Origin of the sequence: Kordiimonas sp., assembly GCF_048260245.1 — a bacterium.
GTDB lineage: Bacteria > Pseudomonadota > Alphaproteobacteria > Sphingomonadales > Kordiimonadaceae > Kordiimonas.
The window spans coordinates 108,390-129,378 of record NZ_JBLXGZ010000007.1 but is presented as its reverse complement, the minus strand read 5'-3'; the positions used below and the strand labels follow the sequence as shown (position 1 = coordinate 129,378).

General features: G+C 55.9%; 23 protein-coding genes. 12 read left to right on the top strand and 11 right to left on the bottom strand.

The genetic code is table 11. The annotated features are described in order from the left end of the window. Position 1 precedes the first annotated feature (1 nt). Positions 2-358: a hypothetical protein gene (locus ACN0VM_RS06055; RefSeq protein WP_417449960.1), complete on the bottom strand. Its 357-nt coding sequence runs from the start codon at positions 356-358 to the stop codon at positions 2-4. A 47-nt stretch (positions 359-405) separates the two neighbouring features. After that, positions 406-1,437, bottom strand: a complete 1,032-nt coding sequence (gene pspF / locus ACN0VM_RS06050; protein WP_417449959.1) for a phage shock protein operon transcriptional activator — start codon at positions 1,435-1,437, stop codon at positions 406-408. 222 nt (positions 1,438-1,659) lie between these two features. Here pspF and ACN0VM_RS06045 point away from each other — a divergent pair, with 222 nt between their 5' ends. The 5 genes from ACN0VM_RS06045 (at position 1,660) to ACN0VM_RS06025 (ending at position 4,126) form a co-directional block, all read left to right on the top strand. Further along, entirely contained in the window at positions 1,660-1,827 is a 168-nt protein-coding gene (locus tag ACN0VM_RS06045) for a hypothetical protein (RefSeq protein WP_417449958.1), read from the top strand. A gap of 197 nt (positions 1,828-2,024) precedes the next feature. After that, positions 2,025-2,741 (top strand): phage shock protein PspA, encoded by a 717-nt coding sequence (gene pspA / locus ACN0VM_RS06040; protein WP_417449957.1) that lies wholly within the window; start codon positions 2,025-2,027, stop codon positions 2,739-2,741. Between the two features lie 78 nt (positions 2,742-2,819). Next, a complete protein-coding gene (pspB, locus tag ACN0VM_RS06035) occupies positions 2,820-3,047 on the top strand; it encodes an envelope stress response membrane protein PspB (RefSeq protein ID WP_417449956.1) in 228 nt (75 codons plus the stop codon). Further along, on the top strand, positions 3,034-3,426 hold the full coding sequence (gene pspC / locus ACN0VM_RS06030; RefSeq protein WP_417449955.1) for an envelope stress response membrane protein PspC: 393 nt from the start codon (positions 3,034-3,036) through the stop codon (positions 3,424-3,426). The genes pspB and pspC overlap by 14 nt, the downstream gene beginning before the upstream one ends. A gap of 145 nt (positions 3,427-3,571) precedes the next feature. Continuing rightward, on the top strand, positions 3,572-4,126 hold the full coding sequence (locus ACN0VM_RS06025) for a PAS domain-containing protein (RefSeq protein ID WP_417449954.1): 555 nt from the start codon (positions 3,572-3,574) through the stop codon (positions 4,124-4,126). Between the two features lie 80 nt (positions 4,127-4,206). Here the strand turns inward: ACN0VM_RS06025 and ACN0VM_RS06020 are convergent, their stop codons facing one another. Together ACN0VM_RS06020 and ACN0VM_RS06015 are read right to left on the bottom strand one after the other, a co-directional pair. Beyond that, a complete protein-coding gene (locus ACN0VM_RS06020) occupies positions 4,207-5,814 on the bottom strand; it encodes an amidohydrolase family protein (protein ID WP_417449953.1) in 1,608 nt (535 codons plus the stop codon). Between the two features lie 66 nt (positions 5,815-5,880). Continuing rightward, positions 5,881-7,218, bottom strand: a complete 1,338-nt coding sequence (locus ACN0VM_RS06015; RefSeq protein ID WP_417449952.1) for a spinster family MFS transporter — start codon at positions 7,216-7,218, stop codon at positions 5,881-5,883. Positions 7,219-7,348: 130 nt separating this feature from the next. Here ACN0VM_RS06015 and ACN0VM_RS06010 point away from each other — a divergent pair, with 130 nt between their 5' ends. Next, the gene (locus ACN0VM_RS06010) at positions 7,349-7,765 is read left to right on the top strand and encodes a SufE family protein (RefSeq protein WP_417449951.1); all 417 of its coding nucleotides are present in this window, start codon (positions 7,349-7,351) and stop codon (positions 7,763-7,765) included. A gap of 71 nt (positions 7,766-7,836) precedes the next feature. On the opposite strand, the gene ACN0VM_RS06005 is transcribed toward ACN0VM_RS06010, so the two are convergent. From ACN0VM_RS06005 to ACN0VM_RS05990, 4 genes are all read right to left on the bottom strand, one after another. Further along, positions 7,837-9,249 (bottom strand): sodium-dependent transporter, encoded by a 1,413-nt coding sequence (locus tag ACN0VM_RS06005; RefSeq protein ID WP_417449950.1) that lies wholly within the window; start codon positions 9,247-9,249, stop codon positions 7,837-7,839. A gap of 236 nt (positions 9,250-9,485) precedes the next feature. After that, positions 9,486-10,313, bottom strand: coding sequence for a hypothetical protein (locus ACN0VM_RS06000; protein ID WP_417449949.1), 828 nt, complete (start codon positions 10,311-10,313; stop codon positions 9,486-9,488). Further along, entirely contained in the window at positions 10,297-11,037 is a 741-nt protein-coding gene (locus ACN0VM_RS05995; protein ID WP_417449948.1) for a carbonic anhydrase, read from the bottom strand. The genes ACN0VM_RS06000 and ACN0VM_RS05995 overlap by 17 nt, the downstream gene beginning before the upstream one ends. 103 nt (positions 11,038-11,140) lie before the next feature. Continuing rightward, on the bottom strand, positions 11,141-12,571 hold the full coding sequence (locus tag ACN0VM_RS05990; RefSeq protein ID WP_417449947.1) for a PLP-dependent aminotransferase family protein: 1,431 nt from the start codon (positions 12,569-12,571) through the stop codon (positions 11,141-11,143). Between the two features lie 120 nt (positions 12,572-12,691). On the opposite strand from ACN0VM_RS05990, the gene ACN0VM_RS05985 reads away from it, so the two are divergent. Both ACN0VM_RS05985 and ACN0VM_RS05980 read left to right on the top strand, forming a co-directional pair. After that, complete coding sequence (locus ACN0VM_RS05985; protein ID WP_417449946.1) at positions 12,692-13,363, top strand: pyridoxamine 5'-phosphate oxidase family protein; 672 nt, start codon at positions 12,692-12,694, stop codon at positions 13,361-13,363. After that, the gene (locus ACN0VM_RS05980) at positions 13,360-14,037 is read left to right on the top strand and encodes a GNAT family N-acetyltransferase (RefSeq protein WP_417449945.1); all 678 of its coding nucleotides are present in this window, start codon (positions 13,360-13,362) and stop codon (positions 14,035-14,037) included. Before ACN0VM_RS05985 ends, ACN0VM_RS05980 begins: the two co-directional genes overlap by 4 nt. Before the next feature lie 83 nt (positions 14,038-14,120). Here ACN0VM_RS05980 and ACN0VM_RS05975 read toward each other — a convergent pair whose 3' ends face one another. Continuing rightward, positions 14,121-15,047, bottom strand: a complete 927-nt coding sequence (locus ACN0VM_RS05975; RefSeq protein ID WP_417449944.1) for a DMT family transporter — start codon at positions 15,045-15,047, stop codon at positions 14,121-14,123. 133 nt (positions 15,048-15,180) lie between these two features. On the opposite strand from ACN0VM_RS05975, the gene ACN0VM_RS05970 reads away from it, so the two are divergent. Beyond that, positions 15,181-15,660 (top strand): Lrp/AsnC family transcriptional regulator, encoded by a 480-nt coding sequence (locus ACN0VM_RS05970; RefSeq protein WP_417449943.1) that lies wholly within the window; start codon positions 15,181-15,183, stop codon positions 15,658-15,660. On the opposite strand, the gene ACN0VM_RS05965 is transcribed toward ACN0VM_RS05970, so the two are convergent. After that, on the bottom strand, positions 15,657-16,172 hold the full coding sequence (locus ACN0VM_RS05965; RefSeq protein ID WP_417449942.1) for a J domain-containing protein: 516 nt from the start codon (positions 16,170-16,172) through the stop codon (positions 15,657-15,659). The genes ACN0VM_RS05970 and ACN0VM_RS05965 overlap by 4 nt on opposite strands. Positions 16,173-16,354: 182 nt before the next feature. Here ACN0VM_RS05965 and ACN0VM_RS05960 point away from each other — a divergent pair, with 182 nt between their 5' ends. Both ACN0VM_RS05960 and ACN0VM_RS05955 read left to right on the top strand, forming a co-directional pair. After that, positions 16,355-17,026, top strand: a complete 672-nt coding sequence (locus ACN0VM_RS05960) for a DNA-3-methyladenine glycosylase I (protein ID WP_417449941.1) — start codon at positions 16,355-16,357, stop codon at positions 17,024-17,026. A 48-nt stretch (positions 17,027-17,074) separates the two neighbouring features. Next, a complete protein-coding gene (locus ACN0VM_RS05955) occupies positions 17,075-18,190 on the top strand; it encodes an FG-GAP and VCBS repeat-containing protein (RefSeq protein WP_417449940.1) in 1,116 nt (371 codons plus the stop codon). A gap of 50 nt (positions 18,191-18,240) precedes the next feature. Here the strand turns inward: ACN0VM_RS05955 and ACN0VM_RS05950 are convergent, their stop codons facing one another. Continuing rightward, complete coding sequence (locus ACN0VM_RS05950) at positions 18,241-19,845, bottom strand: phosphoenolpyruvate carboxykinase (RefSeq protein ID WP_417449939.1); 1,605 nt, start codon at positions 19,843-19,845, stop codon at positions 18,241-18,243. A gap of 429 nt (positions 19,846-20,274) precedes the next feature. Between ACN0VM_RS05950 and ACN0VM_RS05945 the strand changes: the two genes are divergently transcribed. After that, complete coding sequence (locus ACN0VM_RS05945) at positions 20,275-20,982, top strand: response regulator transcription factor (RefSeq protein ID WP_417449938.1); 708 nt, start codon at positions 20,275-20,277, stop codon at positions 20,980-20,982. Positions 20,983-20,989: the final 7 nt, after the last annotated feature.

The following is a 20,989-nucleotide window of genomic DNA, read 5'->3' as shown; positions in this document are numbered from 1 at the left end:
ATTAGTCTTGGCTAGATGGCGGGTCTTTTTCTCCGCTTTCTGCGTGCAGGCGAGCAAAGGTATCCTTGCGATTATGGCTACGGCGTCGCAGCGCTCCGACCAGAAGGCCGATCACGGCGCCAGCGCCAATAACGCAGGCAAACATGATGACAAAACCCAGCACCCATGTGAGCAAGCTATAAAGGCTTTCACATTCACCATCACACATGCTATCCGCCGGGTTGCCGACCCAAAGGCGAAAGGCGGCGTAGGCCACGAGGCTAAGGACGATGAGCCCAATGACGTTACGTGTGCCCAGCAGGAAGGTCGCTTTCCTGCGTGACCGTTGACGCTTCTTTATGAACGGGTTTTCAGACATGGCGGCACTATGGGCCTGCCTCCAGGTGGGGTCAAGCGCGATATTGCTTACAAAAGGTCGTGTTTTTTTAAGCAATGCCTGAGCTGGTCGTAGGTCAGTTTCAAATGGGCTGCGGTGGCACGCTGGTTGAAGCGGTTGCGCTTGAGCGCATGCTCGAGCAAACGCTTTTCCTGCGCTGTGACCTCGGCCCGAAAATCGAATGGGCCTTCAGGCATCAGGGGGACTTGTTCGGCGGGCTTTAGGGGCCGGTTGGTTGTTGTTGTCGCCTCTCGCTGTTTCCTGTTGGTCTTGGCTGGTGGCCGGAAGGGGCTGTCGAACGGGTCAAAGATAATGTTGCACACCGGTTGCTCACCATCCCACGCACGGTATATGGCGCGCTCGACCACATTTTTAAGCTCCCGCACATTACCCGGCCAGTGATGATCCATCATGGCTTCTGTCGCGACATCGCTGAAACCGGGGAAAGTCAGCCATTCAAGCTCGCGTGCCATGCCGCGACCAAAGTGGTCGGCAAGTGTCATGATGTCTTCACGCCGTTCCCTCAGGGGTGGCACGGTCAGCACATCAAAAGCCAGCCGGTCCAGAAGGTCGTGGCGGAACTCGCCCGCATCCGCAGCTGCGGGCAGGTCAATGTTGGTGGCACCGACCACCCGCACATTGACCTCAATGGTTTCATTGCCGCCGACGCGCTCAAACTCACCATACTCAATGACGCGCAGAAGTTTTTCCTGCGCAGACATGCTCATGGTGCCAATCTCGTCGAGGAAGAGGCTGCCTTCGTCCGCGGCCTCAAACCGCCCGGCGCGCCTGCCTCGTGCGCCGGTGAAGGCGCCTTGCTCGTAGCCGAACAACTCACTTTCCAGAAGTGTTTCCGCAAGGGCCGCGCAGTTCATTTTCTGAAACGGTTTATTCCAGCGATTGGATAGATAGTGCAGCCGTGCTGCGATGAGTTCCTTACCGGTGCCGCGCTCTCCAATGACAAGCAAGGGGCGGTCAAGCGGTGCGGCACGACTGATCTGGTCCATCAGGTCTAGTAGTGCGGGCGAACTGCCAATAATTTGATCTTGTCGAATTTCCATATGCCAATATTCAGTAAATTACACCAATTATTGGTAATTATATCACTCTTTTGGCACTGTAAAGCAAGTGAAAAAATAAAATATCTCTTTAAATCAATTGCTTAACATTTTTTGAAAAACTGGCACGGGGCCTGCAAATATGTGGTCGTCAGCGAGAGATGATTACAAAAAAGACTGACGATAACAAAAATGACAGCGAACACAGGACTAGAGGACAAGACAATGAACAAGATGTTGCAACTCAGCTCGGCACTTTCCAGCATCAACCGTACTAGCGAGGAGGTTGATGGCCTGATTGCCGGTTTTGGCCTTATCCGCCAGTCGGATGGCCGCAATGTTACCGGCCGCCGCACACGCCGCATTGAGCGTCGTCGTCGCCGTCTGCACTAGTTCTGAACCTTGTGCCCGGCGTCACGCGAGGGACGCCGGGCCAGCAACTAAAAAGAGGCCAAAAGATATAAATCCGGCCCAGGTTGCACCCGGTGCATAAATCGGGGAGGAAGTCCCAAAAAATGGCCAGCGAATGCCACCCGGGACACGTAGCGAGGAACCCGAAAGGGCGAGTACTTAAGAAAGGAAACTAAAACATGGGTATTTTTTCCCGTCTGAGCGACATCATCAATTCGAATATCAATGCCATCCTCGACAAAGCCGAGGATCCGGAAAAAATCATCCGTATGGTCATCCAGGAAATGGAAGACACGCTTGTGGAGGTTCGGTCCTCTGCGGCCAAGACGATCGCTGACCAGAAGGATATCGAGCGTCGGATTGGCAAGGTGAAAAAAGCACAGGCCGAGTGGGAGAAAAAAGCAGAGCTTGCCATCTCCAAGGGCCGGGACGACCTTGCCAAGGGTGCGCTTGTTGAGAAAGCCAAGGTGGCTGACATGGAAACGCACCTGACGGAAGAACTGAAGCATCTTCAGGATGCGCTGAGCCGCATTGAAGAAGACGTCATCAAGCTTGATGCCAAGCTTCGCGAAGCCCGTGCCAAAAAAGCCAGCATTCAGGCTCGGCACAAGTCGGTATCCAATCAGGTGCGGGTGCGCAAGAACCTCTATGATGGTCGCATTCAGGACGCGTTTGATCGCTTCGACAAGGTTGATGCCCGTCTTGACCGCCTTGAAGGTGAAGCCGAAGCCATGACAATGGGGCGCGGTGAGAACCTTGAAGACCAGTTCCGCGAACTGGAAGCCGATGATGACATCGAGCAGGAGCTCGCAGCCCTCAAGGCCAAAACAGCAGGCGGATCTGCGAAAAAAGCGCCAGCTTCCACACCTGCTGTTAAAAAAGCAGCATCGAAATAATCAGCGCCCGCCACTGGGTGGCACGTCCTTCCCGTGGCAGGCTAAAACAAAAAATAAAAAGAGGAAGAGGCTGATAAAATGGAAGTTGTAGCAATCCTATTGCTGGTGATCGTCTTCCCGCTCTGGATCATTTTCCACTACATTACGAAATGGAAACAGATGAAGGGCATCACGGCTGAAGACGAAGCATCGCTCGGTGACCTGCGTAGCGCCGCCGACCGTCTTGAAGAGCGCCTGCGCACCATGGAACGCATCATGGACGATGAAGTTCCCGACTGGAGGAGCCGCCACCATGACAAATTATAAAACACGTCCCACCAAGCTCTACAAGATCCCGCAAGAGGGTCGTTTCATGGGGGTTTGTGCCGGTATTGCCGATTATCTCGGCGTCAAGGTTGGCCTGGTGCGGTTTCTGACCATTGTGGGTGCTATATTCACTGGCTTCTGGCTCTTTATCATCGGGTATCTGGTACTTGGCATGGCGCTGGATCCCCAGCCCGACGATCTCTACCGCGATGATGAGGAAGAAGAATTCTGGCGTCAGACCCGCAAGAGCCCGGATTATACCGCGGCTGAACTGCGCCGCCGCTTCCGCGATATCGAACGTCGCACCAGCGACATGGAGGCCTATATGACCAGCAAACGTTTCCGTCTGGAGCGCGAGCTTAGGGCCCTCGAAGACTAAATCTTAGACACTCTCTTTCCGACCTCTCCGGACGTGAAAGACAAGGGCGGTGATTTCACCGCCCTCTTTTTATACGCGTTTACCGTTGCCTGAGGCCCGGCAGCCCCCTAATACTATGATCACAGTCGTTGGATGGGGCGCGTGTATGATTAGGTGTATTCAGGATAACCCGATTTTCCGGACAGTCTATGAAGTGTGGGACAGCCTGAGGGTTGACGGCGAGCTTGTGCCAACGCGTGACAAGTTCAATCCCATGGCACTGGGAGCCGCGCTTCCCAATGTGGTGCTGGTCGAAAGGGTGGACCGCGCCCGCTATGAATACCGGGTGATGGGCACGGCAGTTGCCGCGCGCCAGCAGGAGAACCCGGTAGGTTTCAACATGCTTGAGTATTTTGTGCCTGAAGTCAGAGAATTTTTGGCTGGCTGGTTCGAAGCCATGTCCTTCTATGGATGCGGCACCCTTACCAGCATGGATCTGGTTTATAATAACGATCCCAAGCGCGCGGCTCAAGCTCTGGGCTTGCCACTTCTCGGTCGTGGCGGCTTGGGGCACTATTATCTGTTTGGCAATTATGCGTGGGGCGACGGTCCGGCCGATGACCTTGGCGGGCTTGTGAGCGCAGGCGCAAATGATCTGGGGTGCATTGGTGTTGACATCGGTGCCGGCCTGCCGAACCTTTCCAACCAGCCTACCCGCTAGGAGCACAATACTTCGGGGCTCTGCCCGTGAAACAAAGGGCGATGGTGTCACCGCCCTTTGTTTTATTACCCTGTCAGCATTTATTCACTTGCCGGGCTGTTGGCGATTGCCAGTGGCTTGTCAGGGTTCATGCCGGCTTCAATTTTTGCCCCACGCACCATCTCGCGCACATCAGCGCGCAGTTTGAATGCGTCATAAATGATGCCGTCCTTGATGGTCCAGCGGACGCCGCCCACGCGTTCCACAAGGCCAGATTCCCGGTTCAGTTTCACCGCACCGGTGCCATAGAGAACCTTGAAGTTATGCAAGGGGTTCTCATCCACAACCACAAGGTCAGCCATCTTGCCTACTTCAACCGCGCCGATCTCGTCTTCCATGCCCAGCTCCTGCGCACCGATATAGGTGGCCGAGCGAATGACCTCCAGCGGGTGGAACCCGGCCTCCTGCAGCAGTTCAAACTCCTGGATGTAGCCAAAACCATAGAGGCTGTAGATATAACCGGTGTCGCTGCCAACGCCGACCTTGCCGCCACGGTTTTTATAATCGTTGATGAACTGCATCCACAGCTTGTAGTTCTTCTTCCACTCAATCTCGTGCTCGGTCGTCCAGTCAAACCAGTAGGACCCGTGTGCAACTTCGCTCGGGCGGTAAAAATCCCACAGCGCAGGCATGGTATATTCGTCGTGCCATATGGCGCGGCTCATACGCATCAGATCGCGTGATGCAACATAAATGGTAAAGGTGGGGTTGATGGCAAAATCACGCTCGAGAAGCGTATCCATCACCTCGTTCCATTTGTCAGATCCCGGTTTGGCCGTTTGTTTCCACAGTTTGCCTGCTTCGCCAAAGCGGTCCATCTCGTCGGTATAAATATAGTCAGATGGGTAGTCCTGAATGAGCCTGTCCTCAAACATGGCTTCGGGCAGGCCGTACCAGTGTTCCATGCTATCGAGGCCGTGGGCGGAAGTATCCAGCACGTTAGCATCTGTTACGGCGGTTTGTGCGTGGTGCATTGTGGTGCGAAGGCCTAGTTTTTCAGCTTCATCAAGCCCCGCCAGCAGGATCTTTTTCGGGTTGCCGAGAAACTTGACACCGTCAGCACCCATTTTTTTATAGCGCTGGATGATCTCCCGCGCTTCCTTCACGCTCCCCACACCATCAAATTCAGGGTAGGCGAGCAGGCGCGGTGCGGTGATCTTGTTTTCAGCGCTGCGGCGCTTGAAATCCAGCGTGCGTTCAAAGCCGCTATACCCCACAACCCGCGCCGTGGTGACACCGTGTGCAAGCCAAAGCTTGAAGATATAGTCGGGGCTGACACCCTGGCCAAAGTCCTTGCCGTGAATATGGGTATGAACGTCAACGAAGCCCGGCAAAATGTATTTGCCGGTCACATCAAGCTCACGGTCGCCCTTGGCGGGGCGGCCTTCCGGCTTGATGGGGCTGTCCGGTGTGCCAACAATCTTGATTTCGGTGATGCGGTTGTTCTCGATGACAACGTCAGCTGGTCCGTAAGCCGGTCCGCCTGTGCCGTCAATGATGTAGCCGCCACGCAGGACAAGACGTCCGTATTGGCCTTCGCCTTCGCGGGCGTCGGGTAGCTCAGCTTTCGTGTCTTGCTCGGCCCACAGGCCGAGGTTGATTGATATTGCGGCAAGCAGTGCCAGTCCGCAGCGTGATACCATGTGCATCGTTCATCCCCTCATCGTATTTCAGGGCATAGAGTACATAAATCCGGCGTCTGGTACAGCCCCGGCTTAACTACCGCTTGTCTGCAGTCGGTCTTCTTCTTCCACAACTGCGCGGGCGAAGGCCTTGCGACCCCACAGGAACGCGCCTATGCCCACGGGCACGGTGATCAGCGCTAGCAGCAGGAACGAAAGGTTAAGCTTCATCTCGTCTCCAAAAATATAATCGGTGAAGAAACCCAGCGCGAAAGGTCCGGCACCGTAGCCGATGATGCTGGTACACATCACATAGATGGAGACGATCTGCCCACGCATTTGGTTAGGTGTGATGACCTGTAGGCTGGCAAATGCCACACCGGAGGGTGAATTGATAAAGAAGTTCGAGACCGCGAGTACAGCCCATGCGGTGTTTGTGTCCGCGATGAAGGGCAGGGTGAACGACGGGATGGCAAAGCCTAGTGGGGCCGCCATCAATGCGAGAATATGGGCGTCCTTTCGGCCCTTTTTGTATAGCCGGTCGGCCAGCCAGCCGCCAAACAAAAGCCCAAGCGGACCGGTGACAAGCGAGATCAGGCCAAAGGTGATCCCAACGTCAGACGGTGCCATATTGTGGTAGCGCACAAAAAAGAACGGCAGGAAGATCACGCTGCCAAAGCCAAGCGCGGCATTCATCGAAACACCGATGCAGATGCCAGCATAGGCGCGGAACTTGCTGCGGAAATACCGTAGCACATCACGGACCGGAATGGCGGAGCCAGAGCCCACGGCGCCCTTGCGCACCGGCTCCTTGATGGTGAACATCAGCAGGGTGAGCAACAGGCCCGGAATGCCGACCATCAGGAACGCCTTTTGCCAGCCCCCCATGAGGCCGTAACCGGGTACGTCAATATCGGGAAGTTGTTCGGCGAAGTCGATCACGGCGCCGCCAACAATGAAGGCAAGGGCGGAGCCAACGGGAATGCCCATTGAGTAGACAGAGAGGGCGGTTGACAGGCGCTCCTTGGGGAAGGTATCTGCCAGCATTGAACTGGCTGCGGGCGCGAGTGTCGCTTCACCCACGCCCACGCCCATGCGCAAAAGGAACAGCGAACCAAAGCTGCGTGCAAGCGATGAGGCGGCGGTCATAAGGCTCCAGAGAAACAGGCCAATAACGATCAGGCCGCGGCGATTGCCACTATCGGCGTAGCGCGCGCACAGCAGGCCAAAGGCAGTATAGAAAACGGCGAAGGCAAAACCTGTCAGCACGCCAAACTGGGTGTCGGAAATGCCAAAATCGGCTTTGATCGCGGGGCCAAGAAGCCCGAGAATCTGGCGATCGATGAAAGAAAAGGTATAGATGACGAGCAGCAGCGCGACCATATACCAGGCATAGGCGGGCTTCGGATAGCCCGGTTGGTTGGATGACATTCAGCGCTCCCCTCGCTTTGGTCGTGTGGTTTTTGGCCTTTAATTTTGTGGCCTGATCCTTTAGACACTCGAGACATTAGGTCGGGCGAATGGCCCGTCTGTCAAGGTACCCTAGCGTTTTGGATAGATGATGTCGCTTGAAAATACAACGATCGTTGAAATTTTAGACGCATTCGAGTTTCTCGAGGACTGGGAAGACAAGTACCGCTATATCATCGACCTTGGCCGCCAGTTGCCGCCGCTTGCGGCGAACGAGATGACTGACGCGTATAAAGTGCGCGGATGCCAGAGCCAGGTTTGGTTGATCCCCGAAGTGGCCGATGATGGCCGCATTTATCTGCGCGGTGATAGTGACGCCCATATCGTCAAGGGCCTTGTGGCTGTGGTCTTACTCATTTTCTCGGGCAAGACGGCTGACGATATCAAGGCGACGGATGCCCGCACCATCCTTGACCAGCTTGGCCTCGCTTCTCATCTTTCACCGGGGCGCGCCAACGGTCTTTTCGCGATGGTGGAGCGTATTCAGGCGATCGCTGACGCTCACTAGCACATGGACATCCGGCACTAAAAAAGGGGCCGTTTGAGCCCCTTTTTTTTGTTTTTGCAAGGCGTCCACGGTTAGCCAGTGATGACGTCAAAGATGATTTTCACGAAAATCACACCCACCGCAACCGGGCTGACAAACCGCACAAGGAAATACCAGACACGGAAGGTGCGGTCTTCAAGTGCCAGTTCATCCATCATGGATTTGCGGCTGACGAACCAGCCTACGAACAAGGCCGTGAACATGCCCGCCAGTGGCATCATGATGTTGTTGGTCAGGAAGTCCTTGGCATCCATAATGCTGAGCCCAAAAATACGTACATCCGAGAGCATGTTGGTGCCCTGGCTGTAGGCCGAAAGAACGCCTACGAGACCCGCAAGGATACCCATGGTCAGTGCCACCTTGCGGCGGCTCATGTTGGTTTTTTCCTCGATGTAGGATACTGGCGGCTCAAGCAGCGAGATTGAGCTGGTGATTGCTGCAACTGCCAGAAGTGCGAAGAAAAGCGTGCCAACAACAATGCCAAACGGCATCTGCCCAAAAGCGATAGGCAAGGTCATAAAGACGAGCCCGCCGCCCTGGCCAACATCAAGGCCGTAAGCAAACACGATCGGGAAGATGGCGAGACCAGCCATCAGGGCAACGGCGCTGTCCGCACTTGCAATCAGTACCGCAGATTTGCCGAGGTTCACATCGCGGGTGAGGTAGGAGCCATACGTCATGATTGACCCCAGCGCGAGCGACAGTGAGAAGAAAGATTGCCCCAGCGCTTGTAACACGGTGTCGAGGCTGAAGTGGCGCACGGTTTCGCCCGTCGCCGATACGGTCTCGGAATAAAACAGTTTGTCAAAATCCGGATTGAACAGGAAATTGATCGTGGCTTTGAAATCACCGGCGATCCCGGAATAGATTACAAGAATTAACAGCAGCGCAAACAGCGCGGGCATCAGGAAAGTGACAGCTTTCTCAAGTCCGCCTTGCACACCCTTGGCAACGATAAAAATCGTGATGGCCATGAAGGCAACATGCGACACAATCGTTTTCACCGGGTCACTGATGTAGGCAACAAACGTGTCGGCACTTGCAGCGGCGGTGATGTTGTTGAATTCGCCGGTCGCGGATTTTATCACATAGGCAAGGGTCCAGCCGCCGACCACGGAGTAAAAGCTGATCACGATGAACGCACCAACCACACCGGACCAGCCGATAAGAGACCACAGCGCACTGCGTTTTTCTTCACGCGCGACTTTCGCCATTGAGTTGATCGGTGACATCTGTCCGCGCCGTCCCAGCGACAGCTCAGCCACCAGCATTGGCGTGCCGATCAGGAAGACAAAAACCAGATAAACCAGCACAAAAGCGCCGCCGCCGCCTTGTCCTGCTTCGTAGGGAAATTTCCAGATATTGCCGAGCCCGACGGCACTGCCGACCGCAGCCAGCAAAAAGGCCCACCGTGACGACCAATGAGCGTGTTGTGTAGCAGCCATTTTTTTTCTCTCCCCAGAGTACTCTAGTTACGCGCGTAACCCATACGGTTGTAATGGATACATCTGATACATTGTGGCGGTACCGCCTACCGCTCTATCGATTATTTTAAGCTGTCAGCCAGCGACAAGCTTGCGAAACGGGCGCCATCTTATGCGGATGACGTCTCAACTACCAGAGAGAAATTAAGCCGCTGGCGGGAAGCTGATCTGCTATGGCATTTTACGGGGCTTCAGTGTCATTGTGAGGTATCCATGACCGCGCAGTATTCTCCCTGGCTCTTGACCTGCGCGCAGAGCGACGAAGCATCGGCACGATCACTCAGCCTCACACCGAGGCGAAGTGCGTAGCCACCAACGTTGACTTCCCATTGGTCGATGATACCACTCAGCGCAGGATATTGTTTTTCCAGGCTGCTCTTGCCGGTCATGGCGTGATCATACGACCGGTAGGACGCAAAATGGGCAAACCAGCGCCCCAAAGGTGAACTGCCTGACGGCCGCGTGACGTCGCTGCGCTGCGCCGTGGCCGCTGATGAGGCTGGTGTTTTTCTGGTCGTATCGGCTGGCTTTTCGCGGGTGGTTGGCAGGGCGCCGGTGAACTGAAGGGGCTCCGTCCGGGCAACATCCATCGCTTGAAGCCGGGTTGCAACCAAGGCCAGACGCCGGCCAGCTTCCGCGCTGATAGGGCCATCTGCCAATACGGTATTGCCACAATGAACAAACACAGTATCTCGTGCACCGGACGTCATCAGAGAGGCATATATGCGGCGCGCAGCTATGGGACGCCCGCTTTCTTCCAGCGCCAGCCCGGTGTAAAAACGATCTGCTGGGGATGACAAGGGCTCTGACGTCAAGATACGGGCGGCATCGGTTGCACGCCCCTCACAAAGTGCCTGCTCCACGGCGGGGGCAATAGGCTGCGCCCTCGCATCCGGTGCAACAGATCGGCGGCTTGGACCGCCTGCTGCACATGCAGTGACCACAAGTAAGAACACAAGGCCTAGCGCGGCACGCGCGCCGCTATTGCCAGTATGGCGGTATTGGTTATCAGTTAGGCAAACCATCAAGGATCATCCGGTTATTGCGCGGCTGCAGGGGACGCGCGTTTTCCCCCATGATACCGCGCAAAGCGGCAATCTGCTGACTGGAGAACTCTACCGGCTCCTTGAATATGTACCAGTTCACCCCCTCGCTACAGGGTGGTGTTGTTTGTGACCCCATGTACCGATAAAAAATACGGTTGTTGGGCATCAGGTCGCGAGCGTTGACCTTTACCTCTTCTCGTCGAGAGGTTTGGTCGGGTTCGATGGGCAAATGAGGCCATATTTCCTCTGCAGCCATATTGCTTTTGCCTTCTTTCACAAGCACAGCAATACGGGCAAGGGTGCCGTCGGCTGCCGCATGGTCGAAATGGATCTCCATCGGGTAGCTGGATGTCAGCACCCGGTGTTCCGCTGGTGTATGAAAGTGGAAGTTTTTCAGCTCATATTCTTTGGCGCCGATTTTCATCTTGCTGCCGGGCGCATAGTTGAAGCGCACCGTGTGACGGTCATTATGCATAACCAGCGGAGAGACCATATAATGGGTCTCAAGCCGGTTCAGATACACCGGCTCTGTGCCTTCGATCACGATTGGTGACTGCATGGAACCATTGGCACATACGCTGGAACCCGCGCCCCAATTGTCTGGACCATTAGAACCGGAGTAGCTCCAGTTGTCCTGCGCGCTGGTCGCGGTGGCGAGCGCGACTGTCACAACAAATGAGCCCAGCGATTGTTTCCAGTACATAACTCTCTCCTAAAATCAGGTGCGTCGCAGTATGGCCATATCGCTGCACGTTTGCCCCCGCGCAACACCCCTTTGGGCGTAAGCTACTATGTCCGGAATTTTATTAAAAGCCTGTTTCTTGCGCCAGGAGGGCCGCCAACTCTTTGAGCCGGTTGTCGATTTCCCTTTCGGTGATATTGGCAAAGCCGAACAGCAAACCCTGTCTTGCGTTGGCTTGGTGATAACTCGCGGATAAGGCGGCGGCGCCCAGTCGCGCTTTTCCGGCAATCAGGGACAGGGCTGTATCTGGTGGCAAACTGGCACCCTTGCGGCAGAAAGCCACCACATGCAGGCCGGTGTCGGCATTCTGGAATTTGAAATAGCCGCTTAACCATCTCTGTGCCGATGCAATGAAAAGTCCGAGGCGGTTTTTATGCACTGCGCGCAAGCGCCTTATGTGGCGGGTGAAATGTCCTTCCTCTATAAAGCGGGCCAGCAGGATCTGGTTGCTGATGGAGGGAAAGCTGTCAACTGCGACGCGGTGGCGCACGATGCGCTCAGTCATATCTGCTGGAACCACAAGATACCCAAGCCTTAGGGCGAGAAACAGCGATTTGGAGAAACTGCCGCTGTAGATGACCCGCTTGCCGCCGTCGATCCCCTGCAATGAGTTGATCGGCCGACCTGCGTAGCGAAATTCGCTGTCGTAGTCGTCTTCCAGCAGGAAACTGCCCTCGGTCTTGGCCCATTCCAGAAGTTCTAACCGTCTTTTGAGGGGCATGGTATATCCAAGCGGATATTGCCGGGAGGGGCAGACCACCAGAAGCCCGGCGTCACCGGCGGATGGCGGCGTGATGGCACCGCATTGATCAATAGCCGTGAACCGGATGGCATGCGGCAGGCTGCGCACAGCGGAGGCCATGCCGGGGTAGCCTGGATCCTCAAGGATAATGGCTCTGTCTTGTGGGATCACACTTTCCGCCAACAGATGAAAACTTTGTTGAATACCGGAAGTGATGATGACCTGATCAGGGCTGGCGACAACGCCCCGAGCGGCTTCGAGATAGCTGGATATGGCTTGCCGCAGCGGCAGGTAACCCGCCGGGTCATTGTGCAGCAGTTGTGCTTCCGTCGCCCCGCGCCACACGCTGCCTGAAAGCCGTGCCCAGACATCCACAGGAAAGTGGTCAAGCGCGGGCATACCCGCCAAGGGACGTTTGGTGCCGGGCGGAGACAGGACGTCGCTTCTGATCGCGTCTGGGCCCGCGCGCACCTGAAGGGCGGCGTCAGGCAAGTCGACGCTGACAAACGTTCCTGCGCCTTGCCGGGTTTCCAGATAGCCTTCGGCGATCAAATGTTCGTAGGCCGCAAGCACGGTATTGCGGGATACAGTCAATCGCGCGGCTAAGGCGCGTGTGGCAGGCAGCCGTGAACCAGCGGGCAGACGGCCTTCAAGGATTGCCTGCCGCAGCAGAGCCTGAAGCTGTTCATTGAGCGGTTGATGTGCATTCACGTCCAACCCCGGCGCAAACAAGGTTTCAAACATGCGGTCCATAAATTGGTACCTTTAATTTGCTGATATTGGTCCTGTTCAGGGGATCAATATAGCAAGAAGATTGCGAGGAAAGAAAGCGCTGTCAGCGTGTGCTTTCAGATGAAAATCAAGGGCAGGATCATGGACGGATTCCACAAAAATGACCGAAACCGGGTGCGGCGCGGCCACAAAAACGCAGCTTACGATGTGGATACGGTATACCGCATAATTGACAGCCATTTCCTGTGCCATGTGGGCTTTGAAATTGCGGGCCAGCCCCATGTGATCCCCACCTGTCACTGGCGCGAGGATAACCGGCTGTACTGGCATGGCTCATCGGCCAGCCACATGATCCGGCATTTGTCCGGCGGCAATCCGGCGACGGTGTGTGTAACGCAGTTGGATGGTCTGGTGCTCGCACGCTCAGCCTTCAACACCAGCGTCAACTATCGCTCGGTGGTGTGTTTTGGCGAGCCTGAACTAGTGACAGATGAAGCGGAATTTAATCGCCAGATGGAACTGTTTTTTGACCGCCTTGCCCCCGCTCGTTGGCAGCAACTCAGACCCATGACAGCACAGGAGCGCAAAGCGACCGGGCTTCTGGTCATGGAGATTGATGACGCCAGCGCCAAGGTGCGCACCGGTGGCCCCGGTGACGAGGAGGAGGCGGACTGGCCGGTTTGGGCCGGCCACGTGGATATCCATACGCTTAGCGGCACAGCGCATGACGCACCAGAAGGCACGGGTGCCCCGCTTAACCATGGTGTGCTGCCGCTCTTCCACCCGGCACGGCAGGTGAGAGAACCATCATGAAAGATTTATCTCGTTGGCAAGCCCGGCCAACGCCGGGGTGTACCATGCTTGAAGGTACACACGTGCGGCTTGAGCCCGTGCAGTGGGGGCGGCACGGCAGTGGCCTGATGGCTGCGGTCGGCGGCGGGGACAAGGCAGACTTGTGGCGTTATATGGCCCTTGGGCCATTCGACGATGTCGTCGCCCTGCAGACAGCGTTTGACAAGGCTTGCCAAACCTCGGGTTGGCGCACGATGGTTATTGTTTGCGCCAATACCGGCGTGCCACTGGGTATGGCAAGCTATATGCGCAACCGTGAAGCGCACGGCAGCACCGAAGTGGGCTGTGTGGCGTTTTCACACGCATTACAGCGAACCACAGCGGCGACAGAAACCATTTACCTCATGGCCCGTCATGTGTTTGAGGATCTCGGCTACCGGCGGTTTGAATGGAAATGTGACGATACGAATGAAGCGTCAAAACGGGCAGCCTTACGCTTTGGCTTCGCCTATGAAGGCACATTCAGGAACGATATGGTGATTAAGGGCCGCAACCGGGACACGGCTTGGTATGCCATGACAGACGGTGATTGGCCCGCCATCGCGAACGCATTTTGCGCATGGCTGAGCCCGATGAACTTTGACGCAGGTGGCAAGCAGATTGCACGGCTTGAAAGTTTTCGTGCCTCACGCTGAGTATATGGAAAAGCCTGAGCCTCCCCCCTTTCTCGGGGTCAGGCTCAGGCAGGGCTGAGTAGGGGGTGCTCCAGTCGCTACGGTCAGGACGGCTCGGGCAACCGAACTGGCGTTTTGATTTTTCTGCCACGCTTGATGCGTATGCCTAGCGCGACGGCAATGCCTGCCATGATAGTCATAAGGCCAGCGAATTCGACAAGGGTCGGCACTTCTCCAAGGATGATAAAGGACAGTAGCACAGCAATCACGGGGGTTAGTGCATTGATGATCGAGGCGCGGCCCGAACCGAGAATGCAGACAGCGCGGTTGAACAGCAGCAGCGCCACAATGGCAGACAGCACACCTTGCCATAGGCCTTGTGTTATCACGGTTTTTACCGGCACGTCCGTGAGGCCGGCCCCGAAGCCAAAACCCGCCAGAATGCAGACCATGACCAGGGAAATAACAGCGACGCGGGATGCGACGACAAGGCCATCCATGGGCCAGTGACGCAGCAGGAAGGTATAGCTAGCCCAGCTTACGCCCCCGGCCATGAAAAGAAGGTCCCCGCGCAGCGTGGCAATGCCGCCTGCGGCACCACCAGCGAGTGCCAGCAAGCCCAGAAGAATCATGAAGGCCCCGAAAGCCCGGGTACGGGTCAGCCTGTCACCAAGCCAGAAATGCGCAGCGACAAGGCTGATGAACATGACAGTGCCGGGAATGACGACACCGCCGTGGCTGGCGGGTGCATGCTGAAACGCATTGGCAACCAGAAAGGTATACGGTGCGCCCGCGCATATGGCGAACACAAGCGCCTTGCCCCAGCCTTTGAAGCTTGAAGGTCCCCTGAAAGCAAACGGTGCCAGCAGGGTGCCAGCCACAATGAAGCGCAGCATGACCACTTGTGCCGGTGTCATGCTTTCATTCACGCCCATTGAGGTGACAATTGGCCACGCTCCCCAGATGAGGGCGGCCCCGAGGCCAAAGAACGTTCCAAGGCGTGCGCTTGGGCTGTTGTTTTCCAGACTCATAACCGGGTTTCCTGCTGCTGATTGCGCTTAGTAATAAATGTAAGGTTGATGCTGCGTTTTTTCTTCGCAAAGATCGTATTTTTGCGATAAAAAAATCCTCAAAATGCCAAATTTGTGATGAAAGAATATTAAAATGACCGATCTTGATGCCTTTGACCTCAAAATACTTGATTGCATGCAGGAAAACAGCCGCCAGACGGCGGAGGTGATCGGCGAGAAGGTGGGCTTGTCACCGGCGGCCACCCAGCGCCGCATCAAAAAGCTCAGGGAAGATGGCACCATCAAAAAAGAGGTGGCGATTCTGTGCCCTACCGCGCTTGGTGGGCGAACCACGCTCATCGTGCAGATCATTTTTTCCTGTGGGGGCGAGACAACGATCGAAACCTTCAAGCAACAGATGTTACAGGTGCCCGAAGTGCAGCAGTGTTATTATGTCACCGGCGCAACCGACTTCATTCTGGTGATGACGGTCAAGGACATGAAGGACTTTGACCGCATCACCCGCAAATGGTTTTTCTCCAACCCGTCCATTGGTCGGTTCGAGACCATCGTGGCGATCGATACCTTCAAGGACGGTTTTACCATCCCGCTCGGGGTAGAGGCTGCCAGCTAGAAGCTTTTGTCTTTCAAAAGGTCATAGGCTGTCTGGATCTGGTGAAAGCGCTCCGCCGCCGCGGGGTCACCGGGGTTGGCGTCCGGATGGTATATTTTCGCCAGTTTGCGGTATTGCTTTTTCAGCACCTCCTGGCTGGCACCGGGGTCTAGCTCAAGCGCATCATAGGCCGCATTTTCGTTCGCGGTGAAGCCGTCACTGTCGACGGCGCCGCCCCATTCAAAGGTGCGGGCGCTGGCGAAGGCATCGGAAGATTCGCCCGCGTCGTGCATGTGGCGTTTGGCTTCCTCGTCGCTCATGCCCTGGAAAAAATCCCAGTTCCTGTTGTATTCAGCGGCGTGGGGACGACAGAAATACCAGCGCTCATTCGACCCCGGCGATTTGGGGGCCGGGTGTGCACCCTTTTCGTTACAACCTGTGTAGTCGCACATGCGCACTGGTTGCGCATCTGTATCGCGGCCGTATTCGCCCCAACGGGGGAAACCAAAGCTTTTTATATGATCACTTGCCATGCTGTCATTATAAGCCGGATAGGCTTTTCTGTCTTGTTTTTGCTCAAATATATGGCCGGGCACTTTGGTTCACGCGCGCTTACAATGCAAGAGCTAGTTGGGGCATGGGCGTAGTATGGCGCTGGACGCGGGGATCACAACAGGCTTAGTTTCACTGCAAAGCTATACGGGAGGAGTATGTCATGCGCACGTTCGAGGAAATTTTTGCGATAGCAGCGGGCCGAAAAGGCGGTGCGGATGCGGTTGAGGCCCAGATGCCGACACCCAAAACGGCGGATGAGATCAAGGCGATTGGCGATGACCGTATCCTTGCCGGCATGACCAGCACCATTTTTCAGGCCGGTTTCAGCTGGAAGGTGATCGACAACAAATGGCCGGGGTTCGAGGAAGCTTTTGAAGGATTTGTACCCGTACGCTGGAAGTTCATGTCAGATGATGATCTCGACAGCCTGCTCAAGGACAAACGTATCGTACGCAATGGCCCCAAGATCATGACAGTGCGTGACAACGCCATTATGCTGTGTGATCTCGAGGATGAATATGGCTCCGCTGCCAACTGTATCGCCGACTGGCCAATGGATGATTTTGTCGGCCTGCTTGAGATGCTCAAGAAACGCGGCAGCCGTTTGGGGGGCAACACCGGGCCTTACTGCCTGCGCTTCCTTGGCAAGGATGGCTGGGTTTTGGGCCGTGACGGGGTCGCGGCGCTGATCCGCGAAGGTGTGGTTGACAAAACCCCCACCGGAAAGGGCGCCATGCGCGCGGTGCAGGCGGCGTTTAACACATGGGCCGAAGAGTCTGGCCGTCCCTTTGCCCATATCTCCCGCACCCTTGCCATGAGCATCGACACATAACATCTATGGAGAACAGGAAAATATAAAACACAGCGGAGGAAACGGAATATGCGGCATCTGATGATGGCGATGGTACTTGGCGGCGCATTGGCGCAGCCGGTTTGGGCGGAGGGCGACAGCCCCCTGTTTTCGGACAAACGCTCCTACCCCATAGGGGCAGAGAATTACCGAACGGCGGGGCTGGCGCTGGGTGATGTGGACGGTGATGGCGACCTTGACCTCATTGAAGCCAATGGCCGTCACTGGGCGCAGCCGAGTTATGTTTATTATAACGCGGGCAACCGTTTCACCTCGCGTGCGCGGCTGGGCACACTTGAGGTCACGAGCTACACCGTGGACCTCGCGGATCTTGATGGCGATGGCGACCTTGATGTCATCTCGGCCTCGGACCGGTACGCCAATCAGGTTTACCTGAACGACGGCAAGGGCAACTTTGGTGACCCCATCTGGTTTGGTGCGGGTTCATCCGCCACGCGCAGTATTACGGTCGCGGACGTGAACGGGGATGGCGCGCCTGATATCCTTGAGATATGCCGTGGCAGCCGCAACTATATCTTCGTCAACGACGGCAAGGGTAACCTGGGTGCACCTGTCCCTTTCGGGAAGGGGGATGACGCCACGCTTGATGTCGCGGTGGCCGACATGAACGGCGATGGCACAATCGACCTTGTTCTTGCCAACCGGGACGGCCAACAAAACCAGATCCTGCTTGGCAGTGGTGGCTTGTCCTTTGAAACCGCCATCCCTTTCGGGCGCGGCAATGACGATACCCGCAGTGTCGTGGTGGCAGACATGAACGGGGACGGCCTGCCGGATATTGTCACCGCCAATATCGGTGAGGCAAATGACGTGATCCTCAACCGTGGCGAAGGCCGGTTTGAGACCGTTGGCGCTTTTGGCGGCGCGGAAGATGCCACCTATTCCATGGTGGGCATGGATATTGATGGTGACGGTGACACGGATATCGTTGTGGGTAACGATGAAGGCGTGAACCAGTTGTTCGTCAATGATGGCAAGGCGGGCCTGACCCTGAATGCCGAGTTTGGCGAGCCGGACTCTTACACCTATGCCCTGGCGGTCGGGGATATCAACGGGGACGGCAAGCTTGATATTGTCACCGGCAATTCCGACAGCCAGAACTGGACCTATTATCAGCACAAATAAGAACGGGGCCGTGACGGCCCCGTTTGTTTCCCACGTCAGGAATGGCCTTATCAGGCGGCGCTTGGTGCCGCGGCGATAACACTTGCATCCACGTGGGCCGCGAAGGTCTCGAAGTTCTTGATGAACAGGCCCACGAGATACTGCGCTTTGGCGTCATAGGCGGCTTTGTCGTCCCATGTGTCGCGCGGGTTCAGGATTGTGCTGTCCACGCCCGAGACTTCCTCCGGCACTTCAAAGCCGAAATTCGGGTCAATGCGCATCGGGGCCATGTTGAGGCTGCCGTCCAGCGCCGCGTGCAAGAGGGCGCGGGTTGCCTTGATCGGCATGCGGTGGCCGGTGCCATATTCGCCGCCGGTCCAGCCGGTGTTCACCAGCCAGCAGTTCACGCTGCCTTCCGCAATCTTCTTCCTGAGGAGGTCACCATACACGCTGGGGTGACGCGGCATGAAAGGCGCGCCAAAGCAGGTGGAGAAAGTGGCCTGCGGCTCTTTTACGCCAATCTCGGTGCCCGCAACCTTCGCGGTATAGCCCGAGAGGAAGTGATACATCGCCTGCTCAGGCGTCAGCCGTGCGATGGGGGGCAACACCCCAAAAGCGTCAGCCGTTAGCATGATGATATTCTTGGGCTTGCCTCCACGGTTATGCTCGGACGTATTCGGGATGAAGTTAATCGGGTAAGCGCCGCGGGTATTTTCGGCGAGTGTGTTGTCGTCCAAATCCAGCTCGCGGGTTTCCTCATCCATCACCACATTCTCAAGGATGGTGCCGAAACGCTTGGTGGTGGCATAAATCTCGGGCTCTGCTTCTTCGGACAGGCGGATAAGCTTGGCATAACAGCCGCCCTCGAAGTTGAACACGCTGTCTTCGGACCAGCCGTGCTCGTCATCGCCAATCAGCGTGCGGGAGCTGTCGGCCGAAAGCGTTGTTTTGCCAGTGCCGGAAAGGCCGAAGAAGATCGCCACGTCACCCTCGTCACCGATATTGGCGGAGCAATGCATCGGCATGATGCCTTTTTCCGGCAGCAGGTAATTGAGGATGGAGAAGACGGATTTTTTGTTCTCGCCCGCATATTCGGTGCCGCCTATGAGCACGAGGCCTTTTGAGAAGTTCACCGCAATGGCCGTTTCGCTGCGACAGCCCATGGTGGCCGGGTCCGCGCGGAAGCTTGGCAGGTTGATGATGGTGAACTGCGGCGCCATTTTGCCCAACTCCTCGCGCTCGGGACGGACGAGCATGGTGCGGCAAAACAGGCTGTGCCAGGCATATTCACCAACAGTGCGCACGGCAACGCGGTGCTCGGGGTCGGAACCGCCCCACAAGTCCTGAACAAAAAGGTCCTTGCCTTTCATGTGGGCAAGGAACGCTTTGTGGATGGTATCGAACTGGTCGGGGGTCATCGGGCGGTTCACGTCGCCCCACCATACGGTGTCTTCCGTCATCTCGTCGCGTACGGTGAATTTGTCATTCGCTGAACGACCGGTGTGTTTGCCGGTTTTCACAACGAGCGGGCCATCCTTGGCCATTTTGCCTTCACCGCGACGAATCGCTTCTTCATACAGTTGGGCGGTTTCAAGATTCCAGTATTGATTCCCAGTGTCGGTGATACCTTGCGCATCAAGGCCGACATTGCTTAGACGGGTGCCGTAAACTTGCAACGTCTTGTCCTCCAAGTGATTATTGGGGCTGTTTCGGATGGTCTTCGCCACCTCGAAACACTCGGTGCCGGGCGCCTCAAATTGTGTGCCGCAGCTTATTTTTGTCCCGTGTACGGGAGAGTTAGCCAGTCAAAGTTGCGGAATTGGGGGGTGAAATCAACTTGAATCTGATGGTGTTGCAATTGATAGCGCTGTCAATTTTTCCAATATAACTCATGAGGTTAGGGAGCGTCAGCCATGATAGCGCTGTCAATTTCGGCGCGGGAGAAGATGCGTGCATTGATCGACCGGTTGTTTGCCACTATTTCGTCTTAAAGTGCTCTTAACCCTTTACCTTGATCCAGATTCGGGCAAAGACTTGTTATCGCTTTGGAAATAACAAGGAGGCTCCCGGATCAGGGTGAACGGTACATGGAAGAGGGAAACAAAATGACCGCACAAATTGCGCTCGTCGACGACGACCGTAACATCCTGACATCGGTGACAATCGCATTGGAGGCGGAAGGCTTCCATGTGCGGACCTATCCTGACGGTCAAAAAGCTTGGGACGCACTTTCCAAAAATCCGGCTGATCTTGCGGTGCTGGATATCAAGATGCCACGTCTGGACGGTATGGAACTGTTGCGTAAGCTGCGCGAAGTTTCTGATATGCCGGTGATTTTCCTCACGTCCAAGGACGAGGAAATTGATCAGGTACTGGGTCTTCGCATGGGGGCTGATGACTATATCGGCAAGCCGTTTTCGCAACGCCTGCTGATTGAGCGTATCCGTGCATTGTTGCGCCGCGTGGAAATGATCAAAAAATCACCGGAAGAATTGATCGAGGAAACCGAAGAGGTCCTCGAGCGCGGTAATCTGGTGCTTGATCCGCTCAGGCACCGGGTCACATGGAAGGGCAAAGATGTCACCCTCACGGTGACCGAATTCCTTATTTTGCAGGCGCTTGCCATGCATCCCGGCCATGTAAAAAGTCGGGACCAGTTGATGGATACTGCCTATTCCGATGATGTGTATGTGGACGACCGCACAATAGATAGTCACATCAAGAGGTTGCGGAAAAAATTTCGGGCCGTTGCTGACGACTTTGATGCAATCGAAACGCTTTACGGCGTAGGCTACCGCTACCGCGACGCTTGAACAAGCG

What these genes read in the sequence shown, in the direction of transcription:
- ACN0VM_RS06055 (WP_417449960.1), bottom strand. Translation starts at nt 358, where the DNA reads ATGTCTGAAAACCCGTTCATAAAGAAGCGTCAACGGTCACGCAGGAAA.
- pspF (WP_417449959.1), bottom strand. Translation starts at nt 1,437, where the DNA reads ATGGAAATTCGACAAGATCAAATTATTGGCAGTTCGCCCGCACTACTA.
- ACN0VM_RS06045 (WP_417449958.1), top strand. Translation starts at nt 1,660, where the DNA reads ATGAACAAGATGTTGCAACTCAGCTCGGCACTTTCCAGCATCAACCGT.
- pspA (WP_417449957.1), top strand. Translation starts at nt 2,025, where the DNA reads ATGGGTATTTTTTCCCGTCTGAGCGACATCATCAATTCGAATATCAAT.
- pspB (WP_417449956.1), top strand. Translation starts at nt 2,820, where the DNA reads ATGGAAGTTGTAGCAATCCTATTGCTGGTGATCGTCTTCCCGCTCTGG.
- pspC (WP_417449955.1), top strand. Translation starts at nt 3,034, where the DNA reads ATGACAAATTATAAAACACGTCCCACCAAGCTCTACAAGATCCCGCAA.
- ACN0VM_RS06025 (WP_417449954.1), top strand. Translation starts at nt 3,572, where the DNA reads ATGATTAGGTGTATTCAGGATAACCCGATTTTCCGGACAGTCTATGAA.
- ACN0VM_RS06020 (WP_417449953.1), bottom strand. Translation starts at nt 5,814, where the DNA reads ATGCACATGGTATCACGCTGCGGACTGGCACTGCTTGCCGCAATATCA.
- ACN0VM_RS06015 (WP_417449952.1), bottom strand. Translation starts at nt 7,218, where the DNA reads ATGTCATCCAACCAACCGGGCTATCCGAAGCCCGCCTATGCCTGGTAT.
- ACN0VM_RS06010 (WP_417449951.1), top strand. Translation starts at nt 7,349, where the DNA reads ATGTCGCTTGAAAATACAACGATCGTTGAAATTTTAGACGCATTCGAG.
- ACN0VM_RS06005 (WP_417449950.1), bottom strand. Translation starts at nt 9,249, where the DNA reads ATGGCTGCTACACAACACGCTCATTGGTCGTCACGGTGGGCCTTTTTG.
- ACN0VM_RS06000 (WP_417449949.1), bottom strand. Translation starts at nt 10,313, where the DNA reads ATGGTTTGCCTAACTGATAACCAATACCGCCATACTGGCAATAGCGGC.
- ACN0VM_RS05995 (WP_417449948.1), bottom strand. Translation starts at nt 11,037, where the DNA reads ATGTACTGGAAACAATCGCTGGGCTCATTTGTTGTGACAGTCGCGCTC.
- ACN0VM_RS05990 (WP_417449947.1), bottom strand. Translation starts at nt 12,571, where the DNA reads ATGGACCGCATGTTTGAAACCTTGTTTGCGCCGGGGTTGGACGTGAAT.
- ACN0VM_RS05985 (WP_417449946.1), top strand. Translation starts at nt 12,692, where the DNA reads ATGGACGGATTCCACAAAAATGACCGAAACCGGGTGCGGCGCGGCCAC.
- ACN0VM_RS05980 (WP_417449945.1), top strand. Translation starts at nt 13,360, where the DNA reads ATGAAAGATTTATCTCGTTGGCAAGCCCGGCCAACGCCGGGGTGTACC.
- ACN0VM_RS05975 (WP_417449944.1), bottom strand. Translation starts at nt 15,047, where the DNA reads ATGAGTCTGGAAAACAACAGCCCAAGCGCACGCCTTGGAACGTTCTTT.
- ACN0VM_RS05970 (WP_417449943.1), top strand. Translation starts at nt 15,181, where the DNA reads ATGACCGATCTTGATGCCTTTGACCTCAAAATACTTGATTGCATGCAG.
- ACN0VM_RS05965 (WP_417449942.1), bottom strand. Translation starts at nt 16,172, where the DNA reads ATGGCAAGTGATCATATAAAAAGCTTTGGTTTCCCCCGTTGGGGCGAA.
- ACN0VM_RS05960 (WP_417449941.1), top strand. Translation starts at nt 16,355, where the DNA reads ATGCGCACGTTCGAGGAAATTTTTGCGATAGCAGCGGGCCGAAAAGGC.
- ACN0VM_RS05955 (WP_417449940.1), top strand. Translation starts at nt 17,075, where the DNA reads ATGCGGCATCTGATGATGGCGATGGTACTTGGCGGCGCATTGGCGCAG.
- ACN0VM_RS05945 (WP_417449938.1), top strand. Translation starts at nt 20,275, where the DNA reads ATGACCGCACAAATTGCGCTCGTCGACGACGACCGTAACATCCTGACA.